The organism is Nocardia sp. NPDC055321, from assembly GCF_053645575.1.
Map to the genome: position 1 here is coordinate 136,746 of NZ_JBSHMS010000011.1, position 26,826 is coordinate 163,571.

Genomic DNA, 26,826 nt, shown 5'->3' on the forward strand with positions numbered 1-26,826 from the left:
GGCCATGTCGCAGGACGAGAAGGACCCCGCCGCTTCGGCTCCGGGGCCCGATTCCACCGCCGCGACCGTGACATCCACCGAACCCGAGCCGATCAAAGCGATTCCGCTGCGTCGGCCGGGCCGGTGGCTCGCGGCGGCGATCATCCTGGTGCTGCTGGGGCTGTTCCTCTACGGGGCCGCGACCAACCCGGCCTATCACTGGGACACGTACCGATTGTACCTGCGCGACAGCAAGATCGCCTCCGGCGCGCTGGTCACCCTCGAGCTCACCGTGCTGGCCATGGCGATCGGCGTGGTGCTGGGCGTGCTGCTCGCGGTCATGCGGCTGTCGCCGAATCCGGTGCTGCGCTCGGTGGCGTGGGTGTACCTGTGGATCTTCCGCGGCACGCCGGTGTACGTGCAGCTGGTGTTCTGGGGTCTGTTCCCGTCGCTGTACAAAACCATCACCCTCGGCGTGCCGTTCGGCCCGACGCTGGCGAACTGGAACGTGCAGGACTTCTCGGCGCCGTTCGTGTTCGCGGTCATCGGCCTGGGTCTCAACGAGGCCGCCTACATGGCCGAAATCGTCCGCGCCGGAATCGGTTCGGTGGGTGAGGGGCAGCGCGAGGCGTCGACCGCCCTGGGCATGTCGTGGTCGCAGACCATGACCCGCACGGTGCTGCCGCAGGCCATGCGCGTGATCATCCCGCCGACCGGCAACGAGCTGATCTCCATGCTCAAGACCACCTCGCTGGTCACCGCCATTCCGCTCACCACCGACCTGTACGGGCGGGCGCGCGACATCTACGGCATCAACTTCCAGCCGATCCCGCTGCTGCTGGTCGCGGCCACCTGGTACCTGGCCATCACCAGCGTGCTGATGGTGGGCCAGTTCTACCTGGAGCGGTACTACTCGCGCGGATCCTCGCGCAAGATGACCGCGAAACAGTTGCGGGCCTTGGCTTCCATGCAGCGTTCGGGGGTGGAGGGTCAGTGAGCCTCGAGAAGAAGAGCCTCGACCAGGATCCGGTCGCCGCGGCCACGCCGATGGTGCGCGCGGATCGGGTGTGCAAGAGCTTCGGCACGCTGCAGGTGCTCAAGGGCATCTCGCTGGAGGTGAAGCGCGGTGAGGTGCTGTGCCTGATCGGCCCGTCCGGCTCGGGCAAGTCCACCTTCCTGCGCTGCATCAATCACCTGGAGCAGGTGAACGCCGGCAGGCTGTACGTGGACGGTGAACTCGTGGGCTACCGCGAGAAGGGCGACAAGCTCTACGAACTGCATCCGCGCGAGGCCGCCCGCCAGCGCCGCGACATCGGCATGGTGTTCCAGCACTTCAACCTGTTCCCGCACCGGACCGTCCTCGAGAACATCATCGAGGCGCCGACCCGGGTGAAGAAGGTGCGCAAGGCCGACGCGATCACGCGCGCGAAGGAGCTGCTGGCCCGAGTCGGCTTGGCGGACAAGGCCGATTCGTATCCGGCGCAGCTGTCCGGCGGGCAGCAGCAGCGGGTGGCGATCGCCCGGGCGCTGGCCATGGATCCCAAGCTGATGCTGTTCGACGAGCCCACCTCGGCGCTGGATCCGGAACTCGTCGGCGAGGTGCTCGGCGTCATGCGCGAACTCGCCGCCTCGGGCATGACGATGGTGGTCGTGACGCACGAGATGGGCTTCGCCCGCGAGGTGGCCGATCAGCTGGCGTTCATGGACGGCGGTGTGGTCGTGGAGGCCGGGGATCCGCGCGAGCTGCTGGCCAATCCCCAGCACGAGCGCACCAAGGCGTTCCTGTCCCGCATCCTCTGACCGCTCAGTCGCGAGACACGGTGCGGCCCTTCGATAGTGGGTCGCCACCGGGCCGATCCGGTCGCGCTGCTGCTGCGCTGGCTCGCGACACGCAGCGCGCCGCAGCGGGTGGCCGAACGCATCGACGACCGAATTCGCCGAGCAGGTGCGGGCCGATTGATGTTCGGTTTCCGGCCCGCACCTGGGCGAGATCGGCTCAGATTCCGATGTAGACGGCCTTGGTGTTGAAGTAGGCATCGATGCCCTTGCGGCCGCGTTCGCCGCCCCAGCCGGACTGCTTCTGCCCGCAGATCGGCATCGACGGGTCGGCTGCCAGCGCGGTGTTCACCCAGATCTGCCCGGCGCGCAGCTCGTTGACGACGCGGTGCGCGCGGCCCAGGTTCTCGGTCCAGATCGAGCCGGCCAGACCGTACTCGGTGTCGTTGGCGGCGGCGATCACCTCGTCCTCGTCGTCGAACGGGATTACCGAGCCGACCGGACCGAAGATCTCTTCGCGGATGAGCCGCATGTCGGGGGTGGTGTTGGTGATGATCGTGGCCTCGTAGAAGTAGCCGCGCCGATCCAGGTGTTTACCGCCGGTGATCACCTGCGCGCCCGCGGCCACGCCCTCGTCCACGATGCCGGTCACCCGCTGTCGCTGCTTCTCGCTGATCAGCGGGCCCAGCACCGAGGTCGGATCGTCGCTGCCGCCCATCGGCAGCATCTTGGCGAAGGCGGCGAGCCCGTCCACGACCCGGTCGTAGATGCCGCGCTGCACGTAGATGCGGGAGGTGCACGAGCAGTTCTGCCCCGAGCCGGCGAGCAGGCCGATTCCGGCGCCCATGATCGCCTTGTCCAGGTTGGCGTCGTCGAACATGATCAGCGGCGATTTGCCGCCCAGTTCGAGGGTGAGGCGCTTGAGGTTGCCCGCGGCGGCCTTGACGATCAGTCGGCCGACCTCGGTCGAACCGGTGAACGAGATCTTGTCCACGCCCGGGTGCGCGGTGAGCGCGGCGCCGGTGGTCTCGCCGTAGCCGGTGACGACATTGAGCACGCCCTCGGGCAGGCCCGCGTCGCGGAAGATCTTCTCGAGCTCGAGCGCACTGAGCGGGGTCTCCTCGGCGGGCTTGAGTACCGCGCTGCACCCCGCTGCCAGGGCGGGCGCGACCTTGAGCATGGCGACGAAGAACGGCCCGTTCCACGGCACGATGAGCCCGACGACGCCGACCGGCTCGAGCTGGGTGAAGGTGTGAAAGGTCTCGAACTCGCCCAGCAGGCCGTCGGAGACCAGGTTGCTCGATTCGCCGTGGATCTTGCCGACCCAGCCGGCGTAGTAGACCAGCATGTCGTAGGCGACCTTGATGATCTGCTTCGCGGCCATCGCGTTCATGCCGTTGTCGCGGGCCTCGATCGCGGCGAGCTCGTCGGTGCGCTCGCGCACGAGGGCGGCGGCTCGGAATAGCACATCGGCGCGGTGCGCGGCGGGCAGCTTGCGCCAGATACCGGACTCGAACGTCTCCCGGGCCCGCGCCACGGCCTCGTCGACGGCCTTCCGATCGGAATCGACGACCTGCGCGATCTGCTCCTCGGTGGAGGGGTCGAAGACCGGAATGATGCCCGAGCTGGGGCTTTCGACCACAGGTTCGACGTCGATGGTGCTACTCACTGTCTCATCCTTTCGCCGAGCCCCTCCGGTCCGGAGAAGCGCGGTGCCTTCGGTTGTCGAGAACTCTGTGCCCTGCGCACGTCGTGTGCGCGGCAGCGCGTTCGAGCGCTCGAGTGCTCCCGCGCGCGCCGCGTCGAGCGTCACAGGCGGACGGTTGCCGTACCCCGCGGTCGCGGGAGGATGGCATCTTCGCGGCCGGGAGCGATAGGAGAATAGCACTCTCTCGAAATCGAAATAAGACTCTCGTTGCGTGAGAGGGTAAATCTGTAAGTCGCGGGTGGGGCTGCGGGGGTGGAGGGGGAGCGCCCTCCGGTCCGCATGATCGGCCGGCCGCCGCAGCTCTCGGACCGGCCCGGCGGCCAACCCCGCCTACCTCTGGGACGCCGCGATCCGCGCGGATTCAGGCGGGCGGAGCGTCCGCGCGCAGAAACCCCAGGATGCGGTCGGTCTGGCCGAGGATGGCGTGGCCGACGCCGGGCAGAACCTCGACGGTCGCGTTCGGGACCTCCGAGCGCACACGGCGCGCGGTGGTGGCGGAGTCGAACATGACGTCGTCCGCGCCCACGATGGCGAGAACCGGCATGGTGAGCGAACGCAACTGGTCATCGGTGAAGCCGGGCAGGCGTTCGGTGCGCGGGTTGAAATGCGTGAAGGTCAGGGTCACGTCGTCCAGCACCGGCTCGAGTTCGGGGCCGGTCAGGCCGGTCACCAGGGCGGCCGAGCTGCGCACGTCGTGGCGGCCGAAGAGCTTGGCCACAACGGTTTTGGCGACCCAGCCGAAGCGCTGCCTGCCGATCCCGCCGGGGCACAGCAGGGCCAGCCGCGCGATCCGGCCGGGCCGGCGAACGGCGTAGTCGAGGGCCGTCCAGCCGCCGAGCGATATGCCGACCATCGACGTGTCCGAAATCCCAAGTCCCGCAAGCACATCGTCGAGCCACAGCGCGACTTCCTCGGACGCCAGCTCCGGCCGGGTGGGCGCGCTGCCGCCGGGTTCGCCGACCAGATCCACCGAGTAGACGCGGAACTCCCGCGCCCAGGCGGCGACATCACCGCGCCACATCGAGGAGTTCGCCCCCGAACCGTGCAGCAGCACCAGTGGAGGCGCGTTCACCGAGCCGGAGGCCAGCACGAAGGTCTCGCCCGCGCGGGTGGGTATCCGCAACTGTTCGGCGGGAATAGGCCACTCGCGCAGCACTTCCCGGTAGCGCGCGGCGATGGCGGCCGCGCCGGCGGCGGACTTGTAGATGGGGGCGACGGCGTCGGTGGTGCTTCGCGTGCTCATGGGACGAGCACTCCTTCCAGGTATTCGAGCAGTCGCGCGGTATCGGCGAGACCGCCCACGATGATGATCTTGAGCCGGGCGCGTTCGGGGTCGTGAAAGGTCTGGAAGCGCAGGGGATCGTCGCCGAGCCGGCGATTGCCCGTCGCGCCGGTGAGCAGCGAGGCCACCCGGTCGACGGTGGCCGGGTCCACGGCGTCGACCTCGACGATCGTCGAGGCTTCGGCGTGCCGACGCCGGGCGACGCTCTCGCTCGGGGAGGCGGGCACCGGCAGGCCGGTGAACGCCTCCAGATCCGCGTGCGCGATGCGGTACTGCTTACCGATCCGCACGGCGGTGAGCTTTCCGTCGCGGACATAGCCGCGCACGGTGCGCACGTGCAGTCCGAGTCGTTCGGCGACTTCCTCCACCGAGTACAGACGATCGTTCATGCAAACGACTGTAAACAACCCTATGAGAATGCGCAATAAGGTTGTTTAGGGAAGTTTAGGGAAGCTTCTTGCCGAAGTCTTCCGTGTGATGCCGCTCGACAGCTACGCTGTGTAGTAGATCCAACTACGACATGTAGTAGATATTGTGTCGAATGCGATGGGGGCATTGGCGATGGCTGCGCACACTTCCGACCGACTCCGAATCACCCTGTCCCGGTGGAGCTTTCTGCAATGGGCGACCGCCGTCGTCGGGCTGGTGCACATCGTGTGGGCCATCGCGGGCTGGATCGCCGAACCGAGCTTCGCCCTCGGGGAGCACGCACCAGCCACGCCGGTGCTCGGCATGGACTACAACGGCTGGCACGCCGTCGCCGGCCTGCTGCTGTTCACGCCGGCGCTGGCGGCCGCCACCCGCGAACACTGGTCCGCGTGGTACTGCGTCATCGCCGCGCTCGGCGGCGGTTTCGGGGTCGGCGTCTGGGCGCTGTTCTCCCATCGGGTGCTGGTCTTCAGCTTCCCGAACCACACCGCCGACGCCGTTCAACACATCGCGACCGGCGTCCTGCTGCTCGCCCTGGTCGCCGTGCAGGCGGTGCTGGACGGCGGTCTGCGCGCGGTCTTCACTCCGGCGCGCTGACGAACATGGCCGCGGGGTCCTTCCAGACCGACACGGCGATGCGCAGCTGGCCGAGCAGCACCTTCGCGGCCGGGCTCAGCGGCTGCGCGGTACTCCAGGCCAGGGCCAGGCGGCCGCGCATCGGCGGGTCGATGTCGAGCAGGCGCACCCCGAGCGCCGCGGCGGCGTCCGGGGGAATCGGCGGCACGATCGCGACACCGAGATCGTAGGACGCCAGCCGCATGAGCAGCGGGGGAGCGGCCGCCTCGAACGCCACGTTCGGAACCAGACCCGCTGCCGCACAGCTCTTTTCCAGCACACCCCGAATCCCGGCGCCCGCGGGGAGGCAGACCAGCGGATGGGTGCACAGTTCGGCCAGTCCGATGCGATCATCGAAACCGGTCGCGGTCGCCGCGACCGCCGCGACGATCGGGGACTCGTACACCGTCTCCAGCGCGATATCGGGATCGGAATCCGCGCCGGAGAGACTGATCAGGCAGATATCGAGGGCGCCGTGCCGCAGCGCCTCGTACATGGCCTCGGAGGTGTCCTCGGTCAGGGTGATCGCGATCTGCGGATGATCGCGGTGGTACTCCGACAGCACGCGCGCGATGTCGACCTCGCCGTCGGCCGCGCCGGAGATCATCCCCACCCGCACCCGGCCCCGCAACAATCCGGTGAACTCGTCGACGGTGTGGCTCACCCGCTCGGCCGCGGCGAGTGCGGCCCGGGCGTGCGGGAGTACCGCCGCGCCGACGGGCGTCACGGTGACGGTGCGCGACGACCGGTCCAGAAGCCGCTGTCCCAGTTCACGTTCCAGCTGCCGGATCTGCGCGCTCAGCCCCGGCTGCGACAGGTGCAGACGGGCCGCGGCCCGGGTGAAATTGGCTTCCTCGGCCACCGTGACGAAATAGCGCAGCTGCCGCAGTTCCATAACCATGGATTCTAGTAGTGAGAAGAACTATCTGTTGGAGTTATCAAACCCGGCTCGGCAGGCTGGCAGACATGGCACAGACAACGCGTTCGACAACAGATCTGCCCGACGTGACCGGCCCGGTGTTCCGCCCCGGCGACGCGGGCTACGACGACGAGATCGCCGGATTCCAAACCGCGTACACGCATCGGCCGGGGGTGGTCGTGGGTGCGCTGCACGCCGAGGATGTGCGCGCGGCGGTGGAATACGCCGCCCTGCGCGAGCTGCCGATCGCGGTGCAGGCCACCGGTCACGGCCTGTCGGCGCCGCTGTCCGGCGGAGTGCTGATCTCGACGCGGCGCATGACCGATATCCGCGTCGATCCCGTCACCCGGATCGCCCGCGTCGGCGCGGGGGTGCGCGCCGGGGCGCTCGTCGAGGCCGCGGCCGCGCACGGGCTCGCCCCGCTCAACGGATCCTCGCTGTCGGTCGGCGTGGTCGGCTACACCCTCGGCGGCGGCCTGGGACTGCTCGCCCGCGAATTCGGTTATGCCGCAGACCATGTGCGCGCCATCGACATCGTCACCGCGGACGGCCGCCCGCGCCGGCTGGCGCCGGGGGACGAGCTCTTCGGCGCGGTGCTGGGCACCGGCGGCAACTTCGGCGTCGTCACCGCCCTCGAACTCGAACTCCTGCCCGTCACCGCGGTGTACGGCGGTCAGCTCCAATTCGATACGCGCCTGGTCGAACCCGCGCTCGAGGGCTGGCGACTGTGGACCGCGGACCTGCCCGACGAGCTGACCTCGGCCGTCACCGTGCTCACCGTTCCGGATCATCCCGGGGTACCGGAGCCGCTGCGCGGGCGCTACACCGCGACGATCAACATCGCGTACACCGGGGGTCGTGAGGAAGGCGAGCGGCTGATCGCCCCGTTGCGTGCCATCGGACCTCGGCTCGCGGACGACCTGCGGGTCATGCCCTACACCGAATCCCATGCCATCTACCGTGATCCGGACTTCCCGCACGCCTACACCGCCACCAACGCGCTATTGCGCGAACTGCCCGCCGAGGCCACCGACACCTTCCTCGAGCACACCGGCCCGCGCTCGGGCAGTCCGGTGGTGGCGGGCCTGCGGCACCTGGGCGGCGCGCTGCGGCGTCCGGGGCCCGCCGGCATCGCGGTCGATCACCGCGACGCCGAGTACGTGGCCCGCGTCATCGCCATGCCGGACGGCGACGCCGGGCACGAGACCCGTGATCGCCTCGCCGACATCCGGGAAGCGTTGTCCCCCTGGACGATCGGGCACCATCTCAACTTCCTGTACGGCGGCGGCGCGGACGCCGGCGAGGCGCAGACCCGGGCGGGGTACGCCCCCGCCACCTACGACCGCCTGGCGGGCCTGAAGTCGAACCACGACCCCCGCAACCTCTTTCGGGCCAACCGCAACATTCGACCGCGCTGAATCGCCGCCGTGCGGTCGCACGTCGGCAATCACGAGACGTCTATATGCGCATCTACGCATGTAGTGCCGGCCTGTCGAAGGTGGGCCGATGGCACAGCCGTTGCCGCGGCCCGCGTTCACGTCCGCACATGCGCCGAGGTGAGAGGGTGAACCCTGTCGAACATATTGCTTGGCAACCCCGTCGTTCCGCGCTATCGTCGTGATATCACTTCGATATTTGGAGGGCACAGACATGGAGCTACGTCCGGCATTCCGGCGGAACGGTTTCCTCTTCCTTTTGCTCCTGGTCGCGGTCATCGTCGTGGCCATCGTGGCGGCGGTGGCCTGCCTGGCGGCCGCGGGTGACGGCGGCGGCGCGGGCTGGATCGCCGGCGCCGTTCTCGGCTTCACCATCGCGACGCTGGCCGTGCTCGGCCTGTCCGGGCTGCTGGTGGTCAACCCGAACGAGGCCCGCGTCATCCAGTTCTTCGGCCGTTACATCGGCTCGGTCAGCGACCCCGGGTTCTTCTGGGTGGTGCCGCTGACCGACCGGCGCCGAATCTCGTTGCGCGTGCGCAACTTCGAGACCCAGAAGCTGAAGGTCAACGACGCCGACGGCAACCCGGTCGAGATCGGCGCGGTCGTGGTCTACCGCGTGGTCGACAGCTTCAAGGCCGCCTTCTCGGTCGACGACTACGAGCAGTACGTGGAGACCCAGTCCGAGGCCGCGGTCCGGCACCTGGCCACCATCCACCCGTACGACGCGCACGACGACGCCCGCACCAGCCTGCGCGACGGCGCCGAGATCGCCGAGGAGCTCACCACCGAGCTGCGCGAGCGCACGGATCTGGCCGGCATCGAGGTGCTCGAGGCCCGCATCACCCACCTCGCGTACGCCCCAGAGATCGCCCAGGCGATGCTGGTGCGCCAGCAGGCATCCCAGGTCGTGGCGGCCCGCAGCCGCATCGTCGAGGGCGCTGTCGGTATGGTCGGCATGGCCCTCGAGCGTCTCGCGGCACAGGGCATGGTCGAACTCGATGAGGAGCGCAAAGCCACCATGGTCTCCAACCTGCTGGTCGTGCTCTGTGGTGACCGCCCCGCCCAGCCCGTCGTGAACACCGGCTCCCTCTACTCGTAATGGTCAAGCGCGAGCCGAAAAAGGTGCTGCTCCGGCTCGACCCGGCCGTTCACGAAGCCGTGGCCAAGTGGGCCGCCGACGACCTGCGCAGCATCAACGCCCAAATCGAGTACGCCCTGCGCCTGGCCCTCAAACAGGCCGGCCGCGATCCCAAATCCCCGTAGTTCCACCGCTGTTCGTCGAACGCCCGCGACCCCGCGTCGCGGGCGTTCGACGTGCCGGCGAGCGCTTCCCGCCGTGTCCCGCGCGACCGCTCGCCGCCTCCGGTCGGCCCGCTCGCAGGTCGAGGCGTTGGTCGACGCCGGTGTAGAACTCGATGTTCATCACGTCCTGCCCGGACCTGCATCACGGGGGTGCCCCGCGACGACGATCCGGCATTTCCGGCATCGTCCGTTTAGGGTGACCGGGTGCCAATCTCGTTCGATACAGGCGGTTTTCAGCAGGCGGACGCCACCCGCTGGGTCGATCCCGGCACCGGCGACATGGCGGGGGTGCAGTACTTCGATCTGCCGCCCGACCTGCCCGCGTCACTGGAGGACGTCGCGACCCTGCGTGCCCGGCTGACCGCGATCCACGCGTCCACCGGCGGGCTCATCGAAGCCTGGGTCATCGGCGTGGACGGGCAGCCCGCGCTGCTGCGCATCGAGAAGATGCGGCATCGCGACCAGCCGACCGGGCTGGTCTTCGCCGCGTCGATCGTGGTGCCCAAGGACCGGTGCAGCGCCGTGCTCATGCTCTTCTGCGAGGAGACCGGCATCACCGGCATGCGGGAGGCGATGACCATGGCGCGGCTGGGATTCGAGTCCATGTACCCGCCGCACCCCTACGCGCCCGAGGTGCGCGGCGACCTCCCGTACAACCGCGCCGACGCCGCCGAATTCGACGCCGACTTCCCGGATCATCCGCTGAGCCGGGTCCGGGCGTGGCTGACGCGGACGGTGCCGACGATCCGCCTCGACCCGGCCTTCGCCGCCCTGCCGCCGTTCCGCGGCTGAATCGCGGCGTCCGCGCGATCCTCAGGCGGGCTTCTCGGTGACGAAAATGGCTGTGCCCGGGAAGATCTCGCCGCGCAGCGGACTCCACTGGCCCCATTCACGGTCCAGCCACTCCGGCCAGTCGGGCTCGATGATGTCCACCAGGGTCAGGCCCGCGGCAACTATCTCGCGAACTCTGTCGCCCACCGTGCGGTGGTGCTCGACGTAGGTCGCCTCGCCGTCGGCGTCGTGTTCGACGTAGGGCGTGCGATCGAAATACGGGATCGTGGCGCGCAGGCCCTCGGGGCCCGGATCGTCCGGAAAGATCCAGCGCATGGGGTGATTCACCGAGAACACCCACCGGCCGCCGGGGCGCAGGACCCGGGCGACCTCGCGCATCACCTGCGCCGAATCCGCCACGAAGGGGACCGCGCCGAAGGCCGAGCACGCCAGGTCGAAGGAGGCGTCGGCGAAGGGCAGCGCCTCGGCGCCCGCCTGCACCAGCGGGACGCGCGGCCCGCCCGCCGCCATGGCCGCCACACCGCGGTCGAGCATGCTGCGCGAGATGTCCAGGCCCACCGGATGCGCGCCGTGCGCGGCGAGCCAGCGCGAACACGGCGCCGAACCGCACCCGATCTCGAGGATCGTCTTGTCCACGACGTCCCCGAGCAGCCGCCAATCGCCCTCGTGCAAACCCTCGGGGCACCAGACGAATTCGCCGGCGGGGGAGTCGACGCCCAGGAAATCGGCGTGCGTCTCGTGATAGGCCGCCGCGTCCGCGTCCCACCAGCGCCGGTTCGCGCGCTCGCTGACCGCCGAGTCGACCTTGGCGCGGGCCACGCCCACCGTGCCGAGCAGTGCGTTCGCCTCGGCATGCCGGGTATCGTCGGGGGAATCGGGGTGATCTTCGGCCATGGCCGCACTCTATCGACTCGCGTTGCGGCACCCGTGTTTGCTTGGTACAACGACAGTCGCGTACGCTGTTTTCCGCGAGTGTCTTCTGTACTCGTTCCTCCAGGGGGGTCCGGACCGGAACTTCACGGGGCGATCGAGCAGAGCAGACGTTCGTGCTGTGAGTCCGCATGCTTCTGGCAGCGTTGTGCTCCGCCACAGCGATGTGCTGTCGCATGACCAACGTAGTTCCATCGCTGTGTGTTCGCAGCAATACCGAAAGCCCACATGTCCACTACCGACCACAATCCGTCCGGAGCCTCCCAACACATGCCCACCACCGTGACCTCGCCGCAGGTAGCCATCAACGACATTGGCTCTGCCGAGGACTTCCTCGCCGCTATCGACAAGACGATCAAGTACTTCAACGACGGCGATATCGTCGAAGGCACCATCGTCAAGGTCGACCGTGACGAGGTTCTTCTCGACATCGGTTACAAGACCGAAGGCGTCATCCCTTCCCGCGAACTCTCCATCAAGCACGATGTCGACCCTTCCGAGGTCGTTTCCGTGGGCGATGAGGTCGAGGCCCTCGTTCTCACCAAGGAGGACAAGGAAGGCCGCCTGATCCTGTCGAAGAAGCGGGCTCAGTACGAGCGCGCCTGGGGCACGATCGAGGAGCTCAAGGAGAAGGACGAGGCCGTCAAGGGCACCGTCATCGAGGTCGTCAAGGGTGGTCTGATCCTGGACATCGGCCTCCGCGGCTTCCTCCCCGCCTCGCTCGTCGAGATGCGCCGCGTCCGCGACCTCCAGCCGTACGTCGGCAAGGAGATCGAGGCCAAGATCATCGAGCTCGATAAGAACCGCAACAACGTGGTCCTGTCGCGTCGCGCCTGGCTCGAGCAGACCCAGTCCGAGGTCCGCAGCGAGTTCCTGCACCAGCTCCAGAAGGGCCAGGTCCGCAAGGGCGTCGTGTCCTCCATCGTCAACTTCGGTGCCTTCGTGGACCTGGGTGGCGTCGACGGCCTGGTGCACGTCTCCGAGCTGTCCTGGAAGCACATCGATCACCCGTCCGAGGTTGTCGAGGTCGGCAACGAGGTCACCGTCGAGGTTCTCGACGTCGATCTCGACCGCGAGCGCGTCTCCCTGTCGCTCAAGGCGACCCAGGAAGACCCGTGGCGTCAGTTCGCCCGCACCCACGCGATCGGCCAGATCGTCCCGGGCAAGGTCACCAAGCTCGTTCCGTTCGGCGCCTTCGTGCGTGTCGAAGAGGGCATCGAGGGCCTGGTGCACATCTCCGAGCTGGCCGAGCGCCACGTCGAGGTCCCGGACCAGGTTGTCGCCGTCGGCGACGACGCCATGGTCAAGGTCATCGACATCGACCTCGAGCGTCGCCGGATCTCGCTGTCGCTGAAGCAGGCGAACGAGGACTACAACGCCGAGTTCGACCCGTCGAAGTACGGCATGGCCGACAGCTACGACGACCAGGGCAACTACATCTTCCCCGAGGGCTTCGATCCCGAGACCAACGAATGGCTCGAGGGCTCGGACAAGGTCCGCGAGGAGTGGGAAGGCCGTTACGCCGAGGCCGAGCGTCGCCACAAGATGCACACCGCTCAGATGGAGAAGATGGCCGCTGACGCTGCCGCCGAGGCCGCCAACGGCGGTTCCTCGAACTACTCCTCCGAGAGTGGCTCGCAGGCCGCGTCCTCCTCGTCGTCTTCGTCCTCCACCGAGTCCGCCGGTGGCTCGCTGGCGAGCGACGCGCAGCTGGCCGCCCTCCGTGAGAAGCTGTCGGGCAACGCCTGATTCGCTGATGCGGTAGCGCGATAAGCTACACCGAAACCCCCGGGTCCGTCAGGATCCGGGGGTTTCGTATTGTGCGGGTTCGAATTGCGCATGCGAATCGGCCGATCGAATTCGGGTACGCGAATTAGAGCTGCCGCCTATTGATAGACGGCAGCTATTCGGACGGTGGAATGCCCGCACACAAAGGTGGCCCAGTCCGAAGGATCTGGGCCACGGCGGAAATGTGTTTCAGCCGGCGGTGGCCGGTACCCAGCGATTCGCCGCCGCAGCGGAGCGTTTTCGCATGGCCGCGAAACTGTGCCGGGCGGGATTTATCAGGGTGGAGAACCACGTGCGACGGTGCTCGGCAAGCGCTGCCCTGACCGCGGGGATCTCGATGCAGTGCATCATGCCCGGCAGTCCCAGACGGTGGCGACCCGCCTGGATGTTTCTGGTGCCCAATGATATTCCTTCTCTTGCGTGAACCGGCCTGCGATCGCCTGCGGCGAACCTTAGCCGAACAAAAGTGTCCGACACCGTATTTTGCGCGACATTCGCACCGGCGTGTCGGAATGTTGTCGCCGATCGCGCCGAATTCGCCGGAAAAGTTGCGAGTTGGTCTCGCGATTATCACGGAATGGGCAATATGGACGATTGATTGTGAAATTCGGGGAGTGAATGGGTATTCCGTACTTCCGGCAGGTGAGGGGTGCCGGATCGGCGTATTCGAGCGGATGCGAGACTGATCCGATGTTGCGAATCGGTCTCACCGGAGGCATGGGAGCGGGCAAATCCACCGTCGCCCGCATCCTCGTCGAACGCGGTGCGGTGCTCGTGGATAGTGATGTCATCGCGCGCGAGGTGGTGGCCCCGGGGACCGAGGGCCTGGCCGCCCTCGTCGCCGCGTTCGGGGACGAGATCCTCGCCGCGGACGGGAGCCTGGACCGGCCCGCCTTGGCCGCCAAGGCTTTTGTCAGCGACGAGGCCCGCGCCACCCTCAACGGCATCACCCATCCGCTGGTCGGGCAGCGCACCGCCGCGCTGATCGCCGCCGCGCCGGCGGACGCCATTGTGGTGCAGGACATTCCGCTGCTGGTGGAGAACGGGCTCGGGCCCTTCATGAACCTGGTCCTGGTGGTCGACGCCGAGCAGGAGACCCGGGTGCGCCGCCTGGTGGAGTTCCGCGGCATCGACGAGGCCGACGCCCGGGCGCGCATCGCCGCACAGGCCACCGACGCTCAGCGCCGGGCCGCGGCGGACGTGCTGCTGGACAACAATGGCGCCGACGGCGTCATAGGGGCCGAGGTGCACCGGCTCTGGGACGAGCGACTGGCGCCCTTCGAACGGAATCTGCGCGCCCGGACCCCGGCGCCGCGGCCGGCGGAATCGCCGGTGGTGCCCGCGAATCCGGAGTGGCCCGCCCAGGCGCAGCGGCTCATCGCGCGCCTGCACGTGGCGTGCGGCGCCGCGGCCGAGCGCATCGAGCACGTCGGCCCGACGGCGGTGCCGGGCAAGCCCGCCGAGGACATCCTCGATCTGCGGGTGACGGTCGCGGACGCGGCGACCGCCGCCGGACTGCGGGATCGGCTGGCGGACGCGGGTTTTCCGGCCGCGCCCGGCGTACCGGCCGATGCGAACGAGCTCGTGCACGGCAACGCGGATCCCGGCCGCGCGGTGAATGTGGTGCTGGCCCCGCGGGATTAGCCCCGGACAGCACGACGGCGCGGGTGCGCGCTCGCCTCGCCCCCGCGCCGTGATCGGCCGCGCTACTTCCAGGTCAGCGTGATGCCCTCGGATTCGAGCCAGCCCTCGAAGCTGTGCCCGTGCGCGGCGATGCCGTCGATGGCGGCGGTGGCGGACTCGATGGCGCGCTGGGCCTGCCCGAGCTCCACGTAGCCGGCGGCGTGCGCGGCCAGCAGTTCGTCGACGTCGAGGAGTTCGACCTCGCGCCCGGTGCGCACCACCAGATCGAGGTAGTGATCCACCGAGGTCCACTTCTGCGGGCTCACCCGGACGAACTCGCCGATATCGATATAGTAGTCCTGATCGCGCAGGTTTCCGGGAGTGAAATGGAAGATCGTGGCGCGAATGGACAACCGTGGCAGCAGCCAGGATTCGATGTAGTGGAACTCCGGATGGTCCGAGGGGCGTGCCATGTAAAGTCCCCAGGGTTCGGCGTGATAGCGCTCGACGTGGCGGACGAAGCCCTTCGGGTCGATATTGGTGAGCTCATCGACGTTGAAGTACTCCACCTTCGGTCGGTGCAGGTCTACGGTGGGCGCCTGGGTCATGCGAACAGCATCGCGCGTCGGGGGTTCGGCGTCCAGCGGAAGTGTGGTCGAATCGCGGGTCGATACCGTGAGATCAGCAATTTCCCGGGAAATTTTCCGGAAAAAGCCAATGTGAAACACCACCTTCCGTTACGGTGCGGCTACCCACGTTGACGTGGGGGAGTTCAACCAAAGGGAAGTACTACGCATGAATTCTCAGAGCGTCCGTGCTCGCCGGGCCGGGGTTGGCGTCACGGCCTTCGGTGCGATGGCTTGCACCGTCATTCTCACCGCGCCGCAGGCCAGCGCCTGGGTCGGGGATGTTGCGGTCTCCGGGTCCAACCACAAGGCCGGTTGCAGCTACACCGTGACCGCCTCGGTCGAGGTCGACCGTCTCTCGTCGGTGAAGTTCACCGACAACGGCAAGGACATTCCGGGCAGCCCGGTCTCGCCGTCGTTGCTCAGCAACAAGGTGACCATCAAGTGGACCCCGGACTCCGCGGGCGCCCACAAGATCGAGGCGCGGCAGCTGCTGATCAGCGACTCGATCACCGTCCAGGTGGCCGCGGGCACCGGCACCGGCAGCCTCGGCTGCGGCGGCGGCCTCGGCGATCTGCTGCCGAGCCTGTCGGCGGGCTAGACCGCACGCTGACCCGAGTCGAGAGCCACCCGAGCACGGACTTGCGCCGAGCCGGGTGGCTTTTCGCTGCCGCCACCCGGTCAGAGCCAGGTGAGCCGGAGCCCCCGCGCCCCGAACCAGCGGTTCACGTCGTGGCCGTGCGCCGCGATGCCGTCCACCACCCGCGTGGCCTGTTCGATGACCCGGTGGGTGTACGCGGTGTCGAAGTACCCCGCCGCGTGCGCGGTCAGCAGTTCGTCGATGCCGAGCAGTTCGGGTTCCCGGCCCGGCCGGGCCACCACGTGCAGGTAGTGCCCCTCGGCCCGCCATCGTTTGGGTCCGATCGGGCCGTAGTCCCCGATGTCGAGGTGGTAGGTCTGGCCGCGATCGTGGCCCGGGCGCAGGTGATAGACCGTGGCCCGCAGCGAAAGATCCGGCAGCAGCCAGGATTCGATGTACCGGTACCGCGGATTGTTCACGATCCGCTCCATGTACAGCCCCCACGGCTCGGCGTGCAGCCGCTCGACCGGGTGCACGTAGCCGTGGTGATCGGTCCAGGACAGGTGCGCGAGATTGAAGAACTCGAGTCTGGGCCGGTGCGCCGGCGCACCGGGCGGGACACGTCTCGCTCCCCGGGGATCCGACCCGTTGGTGGAATTCCCCTGTGGCGTTTGCAGACTGGTCATCTCGCCTCGCCTCGTCTCGACCTGCCGGAACCAGACCAGGTTACGCCCGCCGCCCCCCGCCGCAACCCCCGTGAGAAGACCGGAATCCGAGCGCAACAATTCCGGAACTCCTCTCGAACTCCGTTGTGAGACCGCACATTTCAGACATCCAACCCGAACCCCAAGTCAATACAAACCCCGACCCACCCGAAGGTAATCAACCCCCCACCCCCGACCAATCCCCACCCCCGCAAACCCCAACGGCAAGCAATGCCATCCCCGCAAAGTCCCCCGCCCGCAAGCAATGCCTGATTTCGCAAGGATCGGGGTAACTCCGGGGGCACGCCCAAAATGGTGTCCTCTCCCACCCGAGTCGCGCGTCCCCAACGGCCAACGGCTCCCAGGCCGTGCGCCAAAGTCCCGGAGAGGCGGGACAGTCTGTCGGTGGGGGGCTCTAGGCTGGTGAACATGGCTTTCGCAACCGAGATCCCGGAAGATCGGCCGCTGGCACACTCCGAACATCGGCCCATCGGCGATATCGAGCGGACCGAAGGCCGGTTCCAGGTGGTCTCCGAACACAAACCCGCCGGTGACCAGCCCGCCGCCATCGCCGAACTCGAGAAGCGCATCAACTCGGGCGAGCGCGATGTGGTGCTGCTGGGCGCCACCGGTACCGGTAAGTCGGCCACCACGGCCTGGCTCATCGAGAAGCTGCAGCGCCCGACCCTGGTGATGGCGCCGAACAAGACCCTGGCCGCGCAGTTGGCGAACGAGCTGCGCGAGATGCTGCCGAACAACGCCGTCGAGTACTTCGTCTCGTACTACGACTACTACCAGCCCGAGGCGTACATCGCGCAGACCGATACGTACATCGAGAAGGACAGCTCGATCAACGACGACGTCGAGCGGCTGCGGCATTCGGCGACCTCGAGCCTGCTCTCGCGCCGCGACGTGGTGGTGGTCGCGTCGGTGTCGTGCATCTACGGCCTCGGCACCCCGCAGTCCTACCTCGATCGCTCGGTGCAGCTCGACGTCGGTTCCGAGGTCGATCGCGACAAACTACTGCGGCTGCTGGTCGACGTGCAGTACACCCGCAACGACATGTCCTTCACGCGCGGCAGTTTCCGCGTGCGCGGCGACACCGTCGAGATCATTCCCTCGTACGAGGAGCTGGCGATCCGCATCGAGTTCTTCGGTGACGAGATCGAGGCGCTGTATTACCTGCACCCGCTCACCGGCGACGTGGTGCGCAAGGTGGATATGGTCCGCATCTTCCCGGCGACCCACTATGTCGCGGGGCCCGAGCGGATGGAACGCGCCGTCGCCGATATCGAGACCGAACTCGAGCAGCGGCTCGCCGAATTGGAGAAGCAGGGCAAACTTCTGGAAGCGCAGCGTTTGCGCATGCGTACCCAATACGACCTGGAAATGATCAGGCAGGTCGGCTTCTGCTCCGGCATCGAGAATTATTCGCGGCATATCGACGGTCGCGGCGCGGGTACCGCGCCGGCGACGCTCATCGATTACTTCCCCGATGATTTCCTGCTCGTCATCGACGAATCGCACGTGACGGTGCCGCAGATCGGCAGCATGTACGAGGGCGATATGTCGCGGAAACGGAATCTGGTGGAATTCGGTTTCCGGCTGCCGTCCGCGGTCGACAACCGCCCGCTCACCTGGGAGGAATTCGCCGACCGCATCGGGCAGACCGTCTATCTGTCGGCGACCCCGGGCAAATACGAATTGGGCCAGAGCGGCGGCGAATTCGTCGAGCAGGTCATTCGCCCGACCGGCCTGGTCGACCCGCACGTGGTGGTCAAGCCGACCAAGGGGCAGATCGACGATCTGGTGCACGAGATCCGCCAGCGGACCGAGCGCGACGAGCGCGTCCTGGTCACCACCCTGACCAAGAAGATGTCCGAGGATCTCACCGACTATCTGCTCGGGCTCGGCATCCGGGTGCGCTACCTGCACTCGGAGATCGACACGCTGCGCCGCGTGGAGTTGCTGCGGCAGTTGCGGCTCGGCGAGTACGACGTCCTGATCGGCATCAACCTGCTGCGCGAGGGCCTGGACCTTCCCGAGGTGTCACTGGTCGCGATCCTGGACGCTGACAAGGAGGGGTTCCTGCGCAGCGGCACCAGCCTGATCCAGACGATCGGCCGCGCGGCCCGCAATGTGTCCGGCGAGGTGCACATGTACGCGGACAAGATCACCGATTCGATGCAGCACGCGATCAGCGAGACCGAACGCCGACGCGCGAAGCAGATCGCGTACAACGAGGAACGCGGCATCGATCCCAAGCCGCTGCGCAAGAAGATCGCCGACATCCTCGACACCGTCTATCGCGAGGCCGAGGATTCCGAGGCCGTCGAGATCGGTGGTTCGGGTCGGAACTCGAGCCGTGGCCGCCGGGCACAGGGTGAGCCCGGCCGCGCGGTCAGCGCGGGGGTGTACGAGGGCCGCGATATCAAGGCCATGCCGCGCGCCGAACTCGCCGACCTGGTCAAGGACATGACCGCGCAGATGATGAACGCCGCCCGCGAACTGCAGTTCGAGCTCGCGGGCCGGTTGCGCGACGAGATCGCCGACCTGAAGAAGGAACTGCGCGGGATGGACGCCGCTGGGCTGCAGTGAACGCCGAATCGCGGGCCCCGGATCCGGTGGGGAGCAAGCACTTCCCGGCCGCCGCAGGCCCGCGGCCGGTTCCGCCGCCGGAATCCGCGAAGGGCATTCTGCGACCGCGGGAGCAGGCGGCGGTCAACAACCACGCCCGGCTCGCCGCGGGGGAGCGGGTGTCCCGCTACGTCGAGTGGTACTGGGCGGTGCGCTGGGATCGGCGCGGGCTCGCGCCGTACTACGCCGAGGTGCTGCCGTTCCCGGCGGTGAACGTGACCTTCGAGCACACCCACGAGCGGCGCGGCGGGTTCGTCTCCGGGGTCTGGACCACCAAGTACGTGCGCGAATTGGCCGGGGCGGGCGAGACTTTCGGGGTGAAGTTCCTGGCGGGCGGTTTCGGCGCCTTCACGGGTATGGACGTGGGCGCGCTGCGCGATCGGGCGGTGCCCCTGACCGAGGTCTTCCCGGAGGCGGCGGGCCTGACCGACGCGGTGCTGGCGGCCACCTCGCTCGAGCGGCGCCGCACGCTGGTGGAGGACTTCCTGGCCGAGATCGCCGACCGGCGCGCGGTCACCGACGACGCGCCGTACCGCCAGGTCCTGGAGATCATCGACGCCATGGCCGGCGACCGCGCGCTGACCCGGGTCGACCAGGTCACCGCGCGTTTCGACATCCCGGCCCGGACCCTGCAGCGGCTGTTCCGCCGCTACGTGGGGGTCGGCCCGAAGGCGGTGCTGCGCCGCTATCGGCTGCAGGACGGCGCGCATCTGCTGGCGCAGGGCCGCACCTCGGACCTGGCCGCGCTGGCGCTCGACCTGGGCTACTTCGATCAGGCGCACTTTTCCCGCGAGTTCGGGCAGGAGATCGGAATTTCTCCGCTCGAATACGCCCGCTCCGCGCTCCTGTCCTGAGATATTGGGAATAAGGAAATCGCACAGTCAGTTGGTTGCCATGTCACCCAATGGCATAAGTCGATCAACCGAGGAGTGAGCCATGGTGGATGTGCTGGTTTTGATCGGGCGGATCCTGTTCGCCGCGTTGTTCCTGGGCTCAGCGATGGGCCATCTCACCAAAGCCGACGCGATGGCGCAGTACGCGCAGTTCCGCGGGGTGCCCTCGCCCAAGCTCGCGGTCATCGGCTCGGGTGTGCTGCTGCTGGTCGGCGGTCTGAGCGTGTTGTTCGGCGTCTGGGCCGATCTCGGCGCGCTGCTGCTGGTGATCTTCCTGCTGCCGACGGCCTTCCTGATGCACCCGTTCTGGAAGGAGACCGATCCCGAGGCGAAGCAGACCGAGATGATCAGCTTCAACAAGGACGTCGCGCTCGCGGGCGCGGCGCTCATGCTCTTCGCCTTCTTCGCCGCGGCGGGCCACTGCCTCGGATTGACGCTCACCGGACCGCTTTTCAACCTCTGACCGATCGGCGCGCTAGTATTGCGCGTCATTGTGATCGGCCACAACGAAGAGGAGCGCATGAACATCATGAGCGTGATTCTCGGCTGGTTCTGGGCCGACTATCACCAGCGGTGAGTGGGTAGCGGTTGTATTTCCCGGCCCATCCGGTGCGTGCCGAGCGCCGGATGGGCCGGACCGTTTCATCCCGCCGATTCCGGGTAGAAACGCCGCTTGTGACCAATATCCCAGGGGCGCAATAGGGTTGACGTTTTACGCCGTCTCCCGAGGGGCATTGGAAATTCGCAGGTAGTCGGGGTTCGTTCGGTAACCGCGTGCGGAATGTGTGCTGCGACCGATGCGGCACGCGAGTGTGATGTGTTGCCATATCGAAAATTTCCGTCGGATATGCCGCTATTGTCAGGCGCAGTCGCCGCCGACTCATCCGCAGCACGCGGGCGTCGCGGCCCCGACCCTTGTACTTGGAGGAGAGAATGACCGCCTACCGGACGATCGTCGTCGGTACCGATGGCTCGGACTCGTCGTATGTCGCCGTCGAGCGGGCTGCGGCGCTGGCCGGCGAGGGCTCGACGTTGTACATCGCCTGCGCCTACTACCCGACCGACGACCGCGACATCGCCGCGGCCGCCGACGTACTCAAGGAAGAGGCCTACCAGGTCCGCGGTTCCGCGCCGACGAGCGAGATCCTGCGCGTGGCCCGGGATCGCGCCGCCGCCGCGGGCGCCGCGAACATCGTGGAGAAGGCGGTGGTCGGCGAACCCGTCGAGTCGCTGCTGCACCTGCTCAAAGAACTGGACGCCGATCTGCTCGTGGTCGGCAACCGCGGCCTCAACACCCTCGCGGGTCGTCTGCTCGGCTCCGTGCCGTCGGACGTGGCGCGCAAGTCGCGCAGCGATGTGCTGATCGTGCACACCGTGCGCTGAGTCCCCGGACTCCCGATACCGGAGCGGCCGTGACCAATTGGTCACGGCCGTTCTCGCGTCGGCGGGGCCGGCCCGCCGCGGCGCCGTTCGCGAGCACGAGCGCGGGCGGTCACCGGCCCCGCCCGCGCGACTTCGGGTGCCGGACCCCGCTGCTACGCGGTGGTTCCGGTGTCCGAGAGCCTGCCCAGTACCGGCGGCAGGTCGGCGGTGTGCACGACTGTCAGGCGCTGGGTGGCACGGGTCAGGGCCACGTAGAGATCGTTCATCCCGCGCGGGGACTCGGCCAGCAGGCGCTGCGGCTCGACCAGGATCACCGCGTCGAACTCCAGGCCCTTGACGTCGTGCACGGTCATGACGCGCGCCGAATCATCGGCCAGGTCAGCCAGTTCCGGGGCCAGATCGTGCGGCACGATGATCGCGGTGGTGCCCGGATGCGTGGCCTCGGCCGCGACGTGCCGGGCGACCTCGGCGGCCACACCGCCGGCGGTCACGCGGTGGGCGGCGGGGGTGAAACCGGACTCGCGGATCGAGCGCGGGATCGCCATGCCCGGGTCGATCTCGGCCAGCACGTCGGCGGCGATGGCCATGATCTCGGCGGGGGTGCGGTAGTTCACGGTCAGCTCGGTGAGCTTCCAGCGTTTGGCCACATACGGTTCGAGCACCTGCTGCCAGGACGCCGCGCCGGCCGGGTCGCCGGTCTGGGCGACGTCGCCGACGGCGGTGATCCAGCGGTTGGGGATGCGGCGCATGACCATTCGCCACGCCATCTCCGAGAGTTCCTGCGCCTCATCGACGATGACGTGCCCGTAGGTCCAGGTCCGGTCCCCGGCCGCGCGCTCGGCGGTGGTCTGGCTGGTGCGGACCTGCTGGCGTTCGGCGAGCTGGCTCGCGTCGATGAGGTCGTAGGCCATGAGCAGTTCGGGATCGAGGTCGTCCTCGAGATCCTGTGGCGCGGAACCGGTCAGGATGTCCAGCGCGTCCTGGGCCTCGGCGAGCTGGGCGCGCCAGCGGCGGCGCGAGCGTTCACGCTCCTCGCTGTCGTCGATGCCGAGCAGCTCGGCCAGCTCGTCCAGCAGGGGTGCGTCGGCGTCGGAGAACTCGCCGTTGTCGGGGCGCCGGAGTTCGGCGCGGTCCTCGGCGCCGAGGTCACCGGCGGCGTTGTTCAGGCGGCGGGCATCGGCCCAGAGTCCGCCGAGCACGTCCTGCGGGGTGAGCAGCGGCCACAGCCCGGCGATGGCGCGCTGGATCTCGGCGTCGGCGCGCATCTCGTCGCGGATCTCGGTGAGGTCGGCCTGGCTCAACAGGTTTCGCCCGCCGAGCGGGTCGGCGCCGATGAGCTGGGCCAGCTGGTCGGTGAGCGCGTCCACGACACCGGCGGCGAAGATGGGCCGGGCCAGGTTGTGCGGCCGCCGCGAGGAGCGGGCGCGCCCGCGCGCCTTGGTGGCGACGCGGCGGTCCAGGGTCAGTTCGCGGCCGTCGAAGTGCAGGCGGATCGGTTCGCGCGGCACCTCCTGCCAGTCGCGGACCGCCTTCTTGAGCACCTCGATCATGTCGAGCGAGCCCTTGAGCTCACCGGCGCGCAGCGAATCCTGCAGTGTCGCGCGCACTCCCGGGTACAGGTTGCCGATGGTGGACAGCAGCACGCCGGTCTCGCCCAGCGAGGGCAGCACCTGGCCGATGTAGTCCAGGAAGGTCGAGTTCGGCCCGATGATGAGCACGCCGGCCTTTTCCAGCTGCTGGCGGTAGGTGTAGAGCAGGTAGGCGGCGCGGTGCAGTGCCACCGCGGTCTTGCCGGTGCCGGGCCCGCCCTGCACCACGAGCACGCTCTTGTGCTCGGAGCGAATGATCGAATCCTGTTCGCTCTGGATGGTTTCCACGATGTCGTTCATGTGACCGGTGCGGGCGGCGTTGAGCGCGGACAGCAGCGCGCTCTCGCTGCCGACGCCGCCGTCGCCGTCGATCACGCCGTCCCGGCGCGCGGCCTCGAGGTCGAGGTACTCGTCGTTGACCGCGGTGACCTTGCGATTACGGGAGCGAATGTGCCTGCGCCGGGTCACCCCGTCCGGGGCGGCGGTGGTCGCCAGGTAGAACGGCCGCGCCATGGGCGCGCGCCAGTCCAGCAGCAGGGTCTCGTAGTCGGATTCCTCGTCCAGGATGCCGATGCGGCCGATGTAGCGGCGCTCACCCTCGCCGTCGGCGCCCGCCTGGCCGTCACCGTTGCCGGCGGCCGGGTCCCCGTCGGCGCTCTCGGCCAGATCGATTCGCCCGAAACACAATCCGTGCTCGGCGGCGTCGTACTTCGATAGGTCCTCGGAGTAGAGCTGGGTGAACGACTCGCGTTCGCTGCGGGCCTGCGGGGTGCCGCCCGTCTCGAGCAGCACGGTGCGCAGGCGGCGCTGGGCGTATTCGCGCATGCCGTCGAGCCGTTCGTACAGCAGGGTCAGGTGCCGCTGTTCGCGTTCCAGGTCGGCCGTGGGTTCGGCACCGGATCCGGAAACGGATCGCTCCTGCGTGAGGTCGGGCAAAACGGAACTCCTTGTCACCACACCGGTCGCCGGGCAGGGCGCGCGCACCATCGAGAACAGAGTTGTCGAGTCTAGTTCGCGTTCGCCCGGCGCGCCGTACCGCCCGGTCGTGGCGGGATGTGACGGCCCGGTCGTGGCGGGCCGACGGCGCCCGGCCGTGACGTGACGCGTGGCTCAGGACGCGTGCGTGGAGTCGCTGCGCCTGCTCAGCGCGCTGTCCCGGTGGCCCGGCGGTTTGGCCCGGTACATGGCGATGTCGGCGTCGTGCAGCACGGCCTCGGGGGTGCGTCCGTCGCCCGGGTGCAGCGGGGTGATGCCGATCGAGGCGTTGACCTGGATGCGGTGCCCGCGCGCGATGATGGGTTCGGCCATGGTGGTGCGCAGCCGGGTGACCAGGGTTTCCAGGTCCTCGCCCAGGGTGCGCCCGGACAGCAGCACCAGGAACTCGTCGCCGCCGATGCGACCGACGATGTCGTCCGAGCGCAGTCCGCGCTGGAGCCGCTGGGCCACGATCTGCAGCACGGTGTCGCCGATGGCGTGCCCGAGCGTGTCGTTGATGGCCTTGAAGCCGTCCAGGTCGATGAACAGCACCGTGGACACCGGCAGATCCTCGCTGGTGCCCAGGGCCGCGGCGAGCCGGGACAGCACCAGCGCGCGGTTGGCCAGCCCGGTCAGCGGGTCGTGGGTGGCCTGGTACTCCAATTGCCTTCGGCTGGCCCGGAATTCGGTGATGTCGTTGAACGAGGACACGGCCGCGGAGTTGGGGTCCTCCGGATTGAGCAGCCGGCTGCTGGCCGAGAGCCAGCGGCGCTGCCCGTCCGGGCGGTCGACGCCGAACACGAAGCGGGTCACGGTCTCCCCGGTGGCCAGGGTCCGCATGACGGGGTACCAGGACTGCGGCATAGGCTGGGCGTTGGCATCGAGCAGCGCGAGCGGGATGTCGTCGATGCGGGTGCCGATGAGATCGTCGGCGTCGTAGCCGAAGATACGGCGCGCGGCCGGGTTGGCCGATTCGATGCGGCCGTCCCGGTCGATCACCACCACACCCTCCTCGAGCTGGGAGACGACCGTGGCGAAGAACTGTTCGGCGCGTTCCTGCGCGGCCTCGGCGGCGCGCTGCGGGGTCAGATCGTGCAGGACCACCTGGTAGGCGAGGTGTTCGTGCCAGGCGGTGAGTACCGAGACGGTTTCCACGTCCACGGTGCGGCCGTCCATGCGCAGCAGTGTCATCTCGGCGGGTACCGAGGCGGTGCCGGCGATGGTGAGGGTGCGAATGCGCTCGAGCATCGGCGTGAGCGAGGCCGGATGGACGAACCGGGTGATGGGCTGGCCGACTATCTCGTCGGTGGTCTGGGCGGCGAGCAGCCGCACGGTGGCCGGATTGGCGTAGACGATGGTCCCGCGCTCGTGGACGACCACCGCGTCGGGGCTGTATTCCACCAGGGTCCGGTACCGCTGGGCCAACTGTTCGGCATCGGTCGGAGCGGTTGCCCGATCGTTACCCGCCACCTCTTGCACCCCCTGATCGTCGTTGTGAAGCGTCGATGGAGCCCGGCACCACTATGTTGTCGGCGAGGTTGCTGCGACACCCTGCCGACCTGTATTGAATCAATCACAGTCCAGCACAGCATCGGGCTGCGTTTGACGATCATTACAGGCACCGGCTCTGGAAGGAGCGATGCTCATGGCTGGCACCATCCCCGACCCGAATACCGAAGAACAGCACCAAGATCATATGACCATCGCCGGAATCGGTGCGGTGACCGGGTACGGCTGGGGTCGTGAAGCTCTGTGGGAAGGTTTGCTGAGCGGTAAGCCCGCCGCTCGGCTCTTTCCAGGGTACGGCCCCGAACGCGATAGGCACGGTTGGGTTGCCCGCGTGCCGGACGGCGGTGACCCGGAATTGGGTCCGAGTCGCTACGCGCGGGCCGCGCAGCAGTCGGTGCGCGAGGCCGTGGCCGACGCGACGGCGCGGGGCTGGCGGCCGGGCGGGACGGTCGGTCTCCTGCACGCCATCGTGCTGGGGGATGTGTCCGAATGGCGAGATTTCTACCTGGTCGACGGCGGCAGAAGACGCTCCCGCGACTACATGCGATTACTCCCCTCGACACCGGTGTCGATGCTCATGCAGGAGTTCGGTTTTCACGGCCCGTCCATGAACGTCTCGGCCGCGTGCTCCTCGGCCAACGTCGCGGTGATCACCGCGCAACTGTGGCTGGCACAGGGTTTCGCCGACGATGTGATCGTGGTCGCCACCGATCTGTCCGCGACCCCGGACATGGTCGAGCACTTCGTGGCCCTGGGCGCGGCGGTCACCGACGACGAACCGCTCAGCGCGTGCCGGCCCTTCCAGCAGGGCAGTCGCGGCTTCAGCATGGGCGAGGCCGCGACCGCGTTCGTGGTGACCCGCACGGCCGATCGGCCCTACGCCGCGGTTCTGGGCGGGGCGATGTCGAACGACGGCTATCACGTGGTGTCGGTGGAACCCGGCCACGAACAGATCTTCGACTGCGTGCGGCGCGCGCTGGCCCGGGCCGATGTGCGGCCCGAGGAAGTCGCCTATCTGAACGCGCACGGGTCGGGCACCAGGCAGTGCGACGACGCCGAAACGGCCCTGCTGGCCGACCTGTTCGCGGATCGGCCGCTGGTGTGCGCGACGAAACCGCTGACCGGGCACTGCCAGGGCGCGGCCGCCGGCGTGGAAGTGGCGGCGATCGCCCTGGGTTACGAACGCGGCCTGGTGGTCTCGTCCCCGATCGTGGCGCCCGCGCATCCGCGGCTGCTGGACGGCGTGGCCGTGGGCACCGACGGCATCACCCTCAAGACCTCGCTCGGTATGGGCGGGCACAATTCGGCGCTGGTGCTCGGGCCCGTCGGCTGACCCGACGACCCGCGGCCG

The 26,826-nt window shown here is 68.3% G+C and carries 23 protein-coding genes and 1 pseudogene; 15 read left to right on the forward strand and 9 right to left on the reverse strand.

Annotated features, from left to right (window positions below; all coding sequences use genetic code 11):
• Positions 1 to 4 precede the first annotated feature (4 nt).
• Together ACWIGI_RS19455 and ACWIGI_RS19460 are read left to right on the forward strand one after the other, a co-directional pair.
• Complete coding sequence (locus ACWIGI_RS19455) at positions 5 to 976, forward strand: amino acid ABC transporter permease (RefSeq protein WP_454203799.1); 972 nt, start codon at positions 5 to 7, stop codon at positions 974 to 976.
• Positions 977 to 1,026: 50 nt separating this feature from the next.
• A complete protein-coding gene (locus ACWIGI_RS19460) occupies positions 1,027 to 1,779 on the forward strand; it encodes an amino acid ABC transporter ATP-binding protein (RefSeq protein ID WP_454203908.1) in 753 nt (250 codons plus the stop codon).
• Between the two features lie 196 nt (positions 1,780 to 1,975).
• On the opposite strand, the gene ACWIGI_RS19465 is transcribed toward ACWIGI_RS19460, so the two are convergent.
• The 3 genes from ACWIGI_RS19465 to ACWIGI_RS19475 all read right to left on the reverse strand — a co-directional run bounded on the left by ACWIGI_RS19465 (position 1,976) and on the right by ACWIGI_RS19475 (position 5,134).
• Positions 1,976 to 3,424: an aldehyde dehydrogenase family protein gene (locus ACWIGI_RS19465; RefSeq protein WP_454203800.1), complete on the reverse strand. Its 1,449-nt coding sequence runs from the start codon at positions 3,422 to 3,424 to the stop codon at positions 1,976 to 1,978.
• A 400-nt stretch (positions 3,425 to 3,824) separates the two neighbouring features.
• Complete coding sequence (locus tag ACWIGI_RS19470; RefSeq protein ID WP_454203801.1) at positions 3,825 to 4,706, reverse strand: alpha/beta fold hydrolase; 882 nt, start codon at positions 4,704 to 4,706, stop codon at positions 3,825 to 3,827.
• On the reverse strand, positions 4,703 to 5,134 hold the full coding sequence (locus tag ACWIGI_RS19475; RefSeq protein ID WP_354987792.1) for a helix-turn-helix domain-containing protein: 432 nt from the start codon (positions 5,132 to 5,134) through the stop codon (positions 4,703 to 4,705). The genes ACWIGI_RS19470 and ACWIGI_RS19475 overlap by 4 nt, the downstream gene beginning before the upstream one ends.
• Positions 5,135 to 5,306: 172 nt before the next feature.
• Here ACWIGI_RS19475 and ACWIGI_RS19480 point away from each other — a divergent pair, with 172 nt between their 5' ends.
• Complete coding sequence (locus tag ACWIGI_RS19480; RefSeq protein ID WP_454203802.1) at positions 5,307 to 5,771, forward strand: DUF4383 domain-containing protein; 465 nt, start codon at positions 5,307 to 5,309, stop codon at positions 5,769 to 5,771.
• On the opposite strand, the gene ACWIGI_RS19485 is transcribed toward ACWIGI_RS19480, so the two are convergent.
• A complete protein-coding gene (locus ACWIGI_RS19485; RefSeq protein WP_454203803.1) occupies positions 5,755 to 6,684 on the reverse strand; it encodes a LysR family transcriptional regulator in 930 nt (309 codons plus the stop codon). The two genes, ACWIGI_RS19480 and ACWIGI_RS19485, sit on opposite strands and share 17 nt — an antisense overlap.
• Before the next feature lie 71 nt (positions 6,685 to 6,755).
• Between ACWIGI_RS19485 and ACWIGI_RS19490 the strand changes: the two genes are divergently transcribed.
• From ACWIGI_RS19490 to ACWIGI_RS19505, 4 genes are all read left to right on the forward strand, one after another.
• Positions 6,756 to 8,126, forward strand: coding sequence for an FAD-binding oxidoreductase (locus ACWIGI_RS19490; protein ID WP_454203804.1), 1,371 nt, complete (start codon positions 6,756 to 6,758; stop codon positions 8,124 to 8,126).
• Positions 8,127 to 8,358: 232 nt separating this feature from the next.
• Positions 8,359 to 9,243: an SPFH domain-containing protein gene (locus tag ACWIGI_RS19495; RefSeq protein WP_454203805.1), complete on the forward strand. Its 885-nt coding sequence runs from the start codon at positions 8,359 to 8,361 to the stop codon at positions 9,241 to 9,243.
• The gene (locus ACWIGI_RS19500; RefSeq protein WP_354987797.1) at positions 9,243 to 9,407 is read left to right on the forward strand and encodes a hypothetical protein; all 165 of its coding nucleotides are present in this window, start codon (positions 9,243 to 9,245) and stop codon (positions 9,405 to 9,407) included. The genes ACWIGI_RS19495 and ACWIGI_RS19500 overlap by 1 nt, the downstream gene beginning before the upstream one ends.
• Positions 9,408 to 9,650: 243 nt before the next feature.
• On the forward strand, positions 9,651 to 10,238 hold the full coding sequence (locus ACWIGI_RS19505) for a hypothetical protein (protein WP_454203806.1): 588 nt from the start codon (positions 9,651 to 9,653) through the stop codon (positions 10,236 to 10,238).
• Positions 10,239 to 10,259: 21 nt separating this feature from the next.
• Here ACWIGI_RS19505 and ACWIGI_RS19510 read toward each other — a convergent pair whose 3' ends face one another.
• On the reverse strand, positions 10,260 to 11,132 hold the full coding sequence (locus ACWIGI_RS19510; RefSeq protein WP_454203807.1) for a class I SAM-dependent methyltransferase: 873 nt from the start codon (positions 11,130 to 11,132) through the stop codon (positions 10,260 to 10,262).
• A gap of 306 nt (positions 11,133 to 11,438) precedes the next feature.
• Here ACWIGI_RS19510 and rpsA point away from each other — a divergent pair, with 306 nt between their 5' ends.
• Both rpsA and coaE read left to right on the forward strand, forming a co-directional pair.
• The gene (gene rpsA / locus ACWIGI_RS19515; RefSeq protein WP_454203808.1) at positions 11,439 to 12,917 is read left to right on the forward strand and encodes a 30S ribosomal protein S1; all 1,479 of its coding nucleotides are present in this window, start codon (positions 11,439 to 11,441) and stop codon (positions 12,915 to 12,917) included.
• Between the two features lie 729 nt (positions 12,918 to 13,646).
• Positions 13,647 to 14,579 (forward strand): annotated as a pseudogene (coaE, locus tag ACWIGI_RS19520) (dephospho-CoA kinase); the annotation flags it as partial.
• 83 nt (positions 14,580 to 14,662) lie between these two features.
• On the opposite strand, the gene ACWIGI_RS19525 reads toward coaE, so the two are convergent.
• Positions 14,663 to 15,187, reverse strand: coding sequence for a DUF402 domain-containing protein (locus ACWIGI_RS19525; protein ID WP_454203809.1), 525 nt, complete (start codon positions 15,185 to 15,187; stop codon positions 14,663 to 14,665).
• A 187-nt stretch (positions 15,188 to 15,374) separates the two neighbouring features.
• On the opposite strand from ACWIGI_RS19525, the gene ACWIGI_RS19530 reads away from it, so the two are divergent.
• Positions 15,375 to 15,806: a hypothetical protein gene (locus ACWIGI_RS19530; RefSeq protein ID WP_454203810.1), complete on the forward strand. Its 432-nt coding sequence runs from the start codon at positions 15,375 to 15,377 to the stop codon at positions 15,804 to 15,806.
• Positions 15,807 to 15,886: 80 nt separating this feature from the next.
• Here the strand turns inward: ACWIGI_RS19530 and ACWIGI_RS19535 are convergent, their stop codons facing one another.
• Entirely contained in the window at positions 15,887 to 16,471 is a 585-nt protein-coding gene (locus tag ACWIGI_RS19535) for a DUF402 domain-containing protein (protein ID WP_454203811.1), read from the reverse strand.
• 447 nt (positions 16,472 to 16,918) lie between these two features.
• Here ACWIGI_RS19535 and uvrB point away from each other — a divergent pair, with 447 nt between their 5' ends.
• The 4 genes from uvrB (at position 16,919) to ACWIGI_RS19555 (ending at position 21,402) form a co-directional block, all read left to right on the forward strand.
• The gene (gene uvrB / locus ACWIGI_RS19540) at positions 16,919 to 19,087 is read left to right on the forward strand and encodes an excinuclease ABC subunit UvrB (protein WP_454203812.1); all 2,169 of its coding nucleotides are present in this window, start codon (positions 16,919 to 16,921) and stop codon (positions 19,085 to 19,087) included.
• Positions 19,084 to 19,980, forward strand: coding sequence for a helix-turn-helix domain-containing protein (locus ACWIGI_RS19545; protein WP_454203813.1), 897 nt, complete (start codon positions 19,084 to 19,086; stop codon positions 19,978 to 19,980). Before uvrB ends, ACWIGI_RS19545 begins: the two co-directional genes overlap by 4 nt.
• Positions 19,981 to 20,062: 82 nt before the next feature.
• The gene (locus ACWIGI_RS19550; RefSeq protein ID WP_454203814.1) at positions 20,063 to 20,482 is read left to right on the forward strand and encodes a DoxX family protein; all 420 of its coding nucleotides are present in this window, start codon (positions 20,063 to 20,065) and stop codon (positions 20,480 to 20,482) included.
• Between the two features lie 470 nt (positions 20,483 to 20,952).
• Entirely contained in the window at positions 20,953 to 21,402 is a 450-nt protein-coding gene (locus ACWIGI_RS19555; protein ID WP_454203815.1) for a universal stress protein, read from the forward strand.
• A gap of 152 nt (positions 21,403 to 21,554) precedes the next feature.
• Here the strand turns inward: ACWIGI_RS19555 and ACWIGI_RS19560 are convergent, their stop codons facing one another.
• Both ACWIGI_RS19560 and ACWIGI_RS19565 read right to left on the reverse strand, forming a co-directional pair.
• Entirely contained in the window at positions 21,555 to 23,867 is a 2,313-nt protein-coding gene (locus ACWIGI_RS19560) for a HelD family protein (protein ID WP_454203909.1), read from the reverse strand.
• A gap of 234 nt (positions 23,868 to 24,101) precedes the next feature.
• The gene (locus ACWIGI_RS19565; protein ID WP_454203816.1) at positions 24,102 to 25,436 is read right to left on the reverse strand and encodes a diguanylate cyclase domain-containing protein; all 1,335 of its coding nucleotides are present in this window, start codon (positions 25,434 to 25,436) and stop codon (positions 24,102 to 24,104) included.
• 175 nt (positions 25,437 to 25,611) lie between these two features.
• Between ACWIGI_RS19565 and ACWIGI_RS19570 the strand changes: the two genes are divergently transcribed.
• Positions 25,612 to 26,808: a beta-ketoacyl synthase N-terminal-like domain-containing protein gene (locus tag ACWIGI_RS19570; RefSeq protein WP_454203817.1), complete on the forward strand. Its 1,197-nt coding sequence runs from the start codon at positions 25,612 to 25,614 to the stop codon at positions 26,806 to 26,808.
• The last annotated feature ends 18 nt before the right edge of the window (positions 26,809 to 26,826 follow it).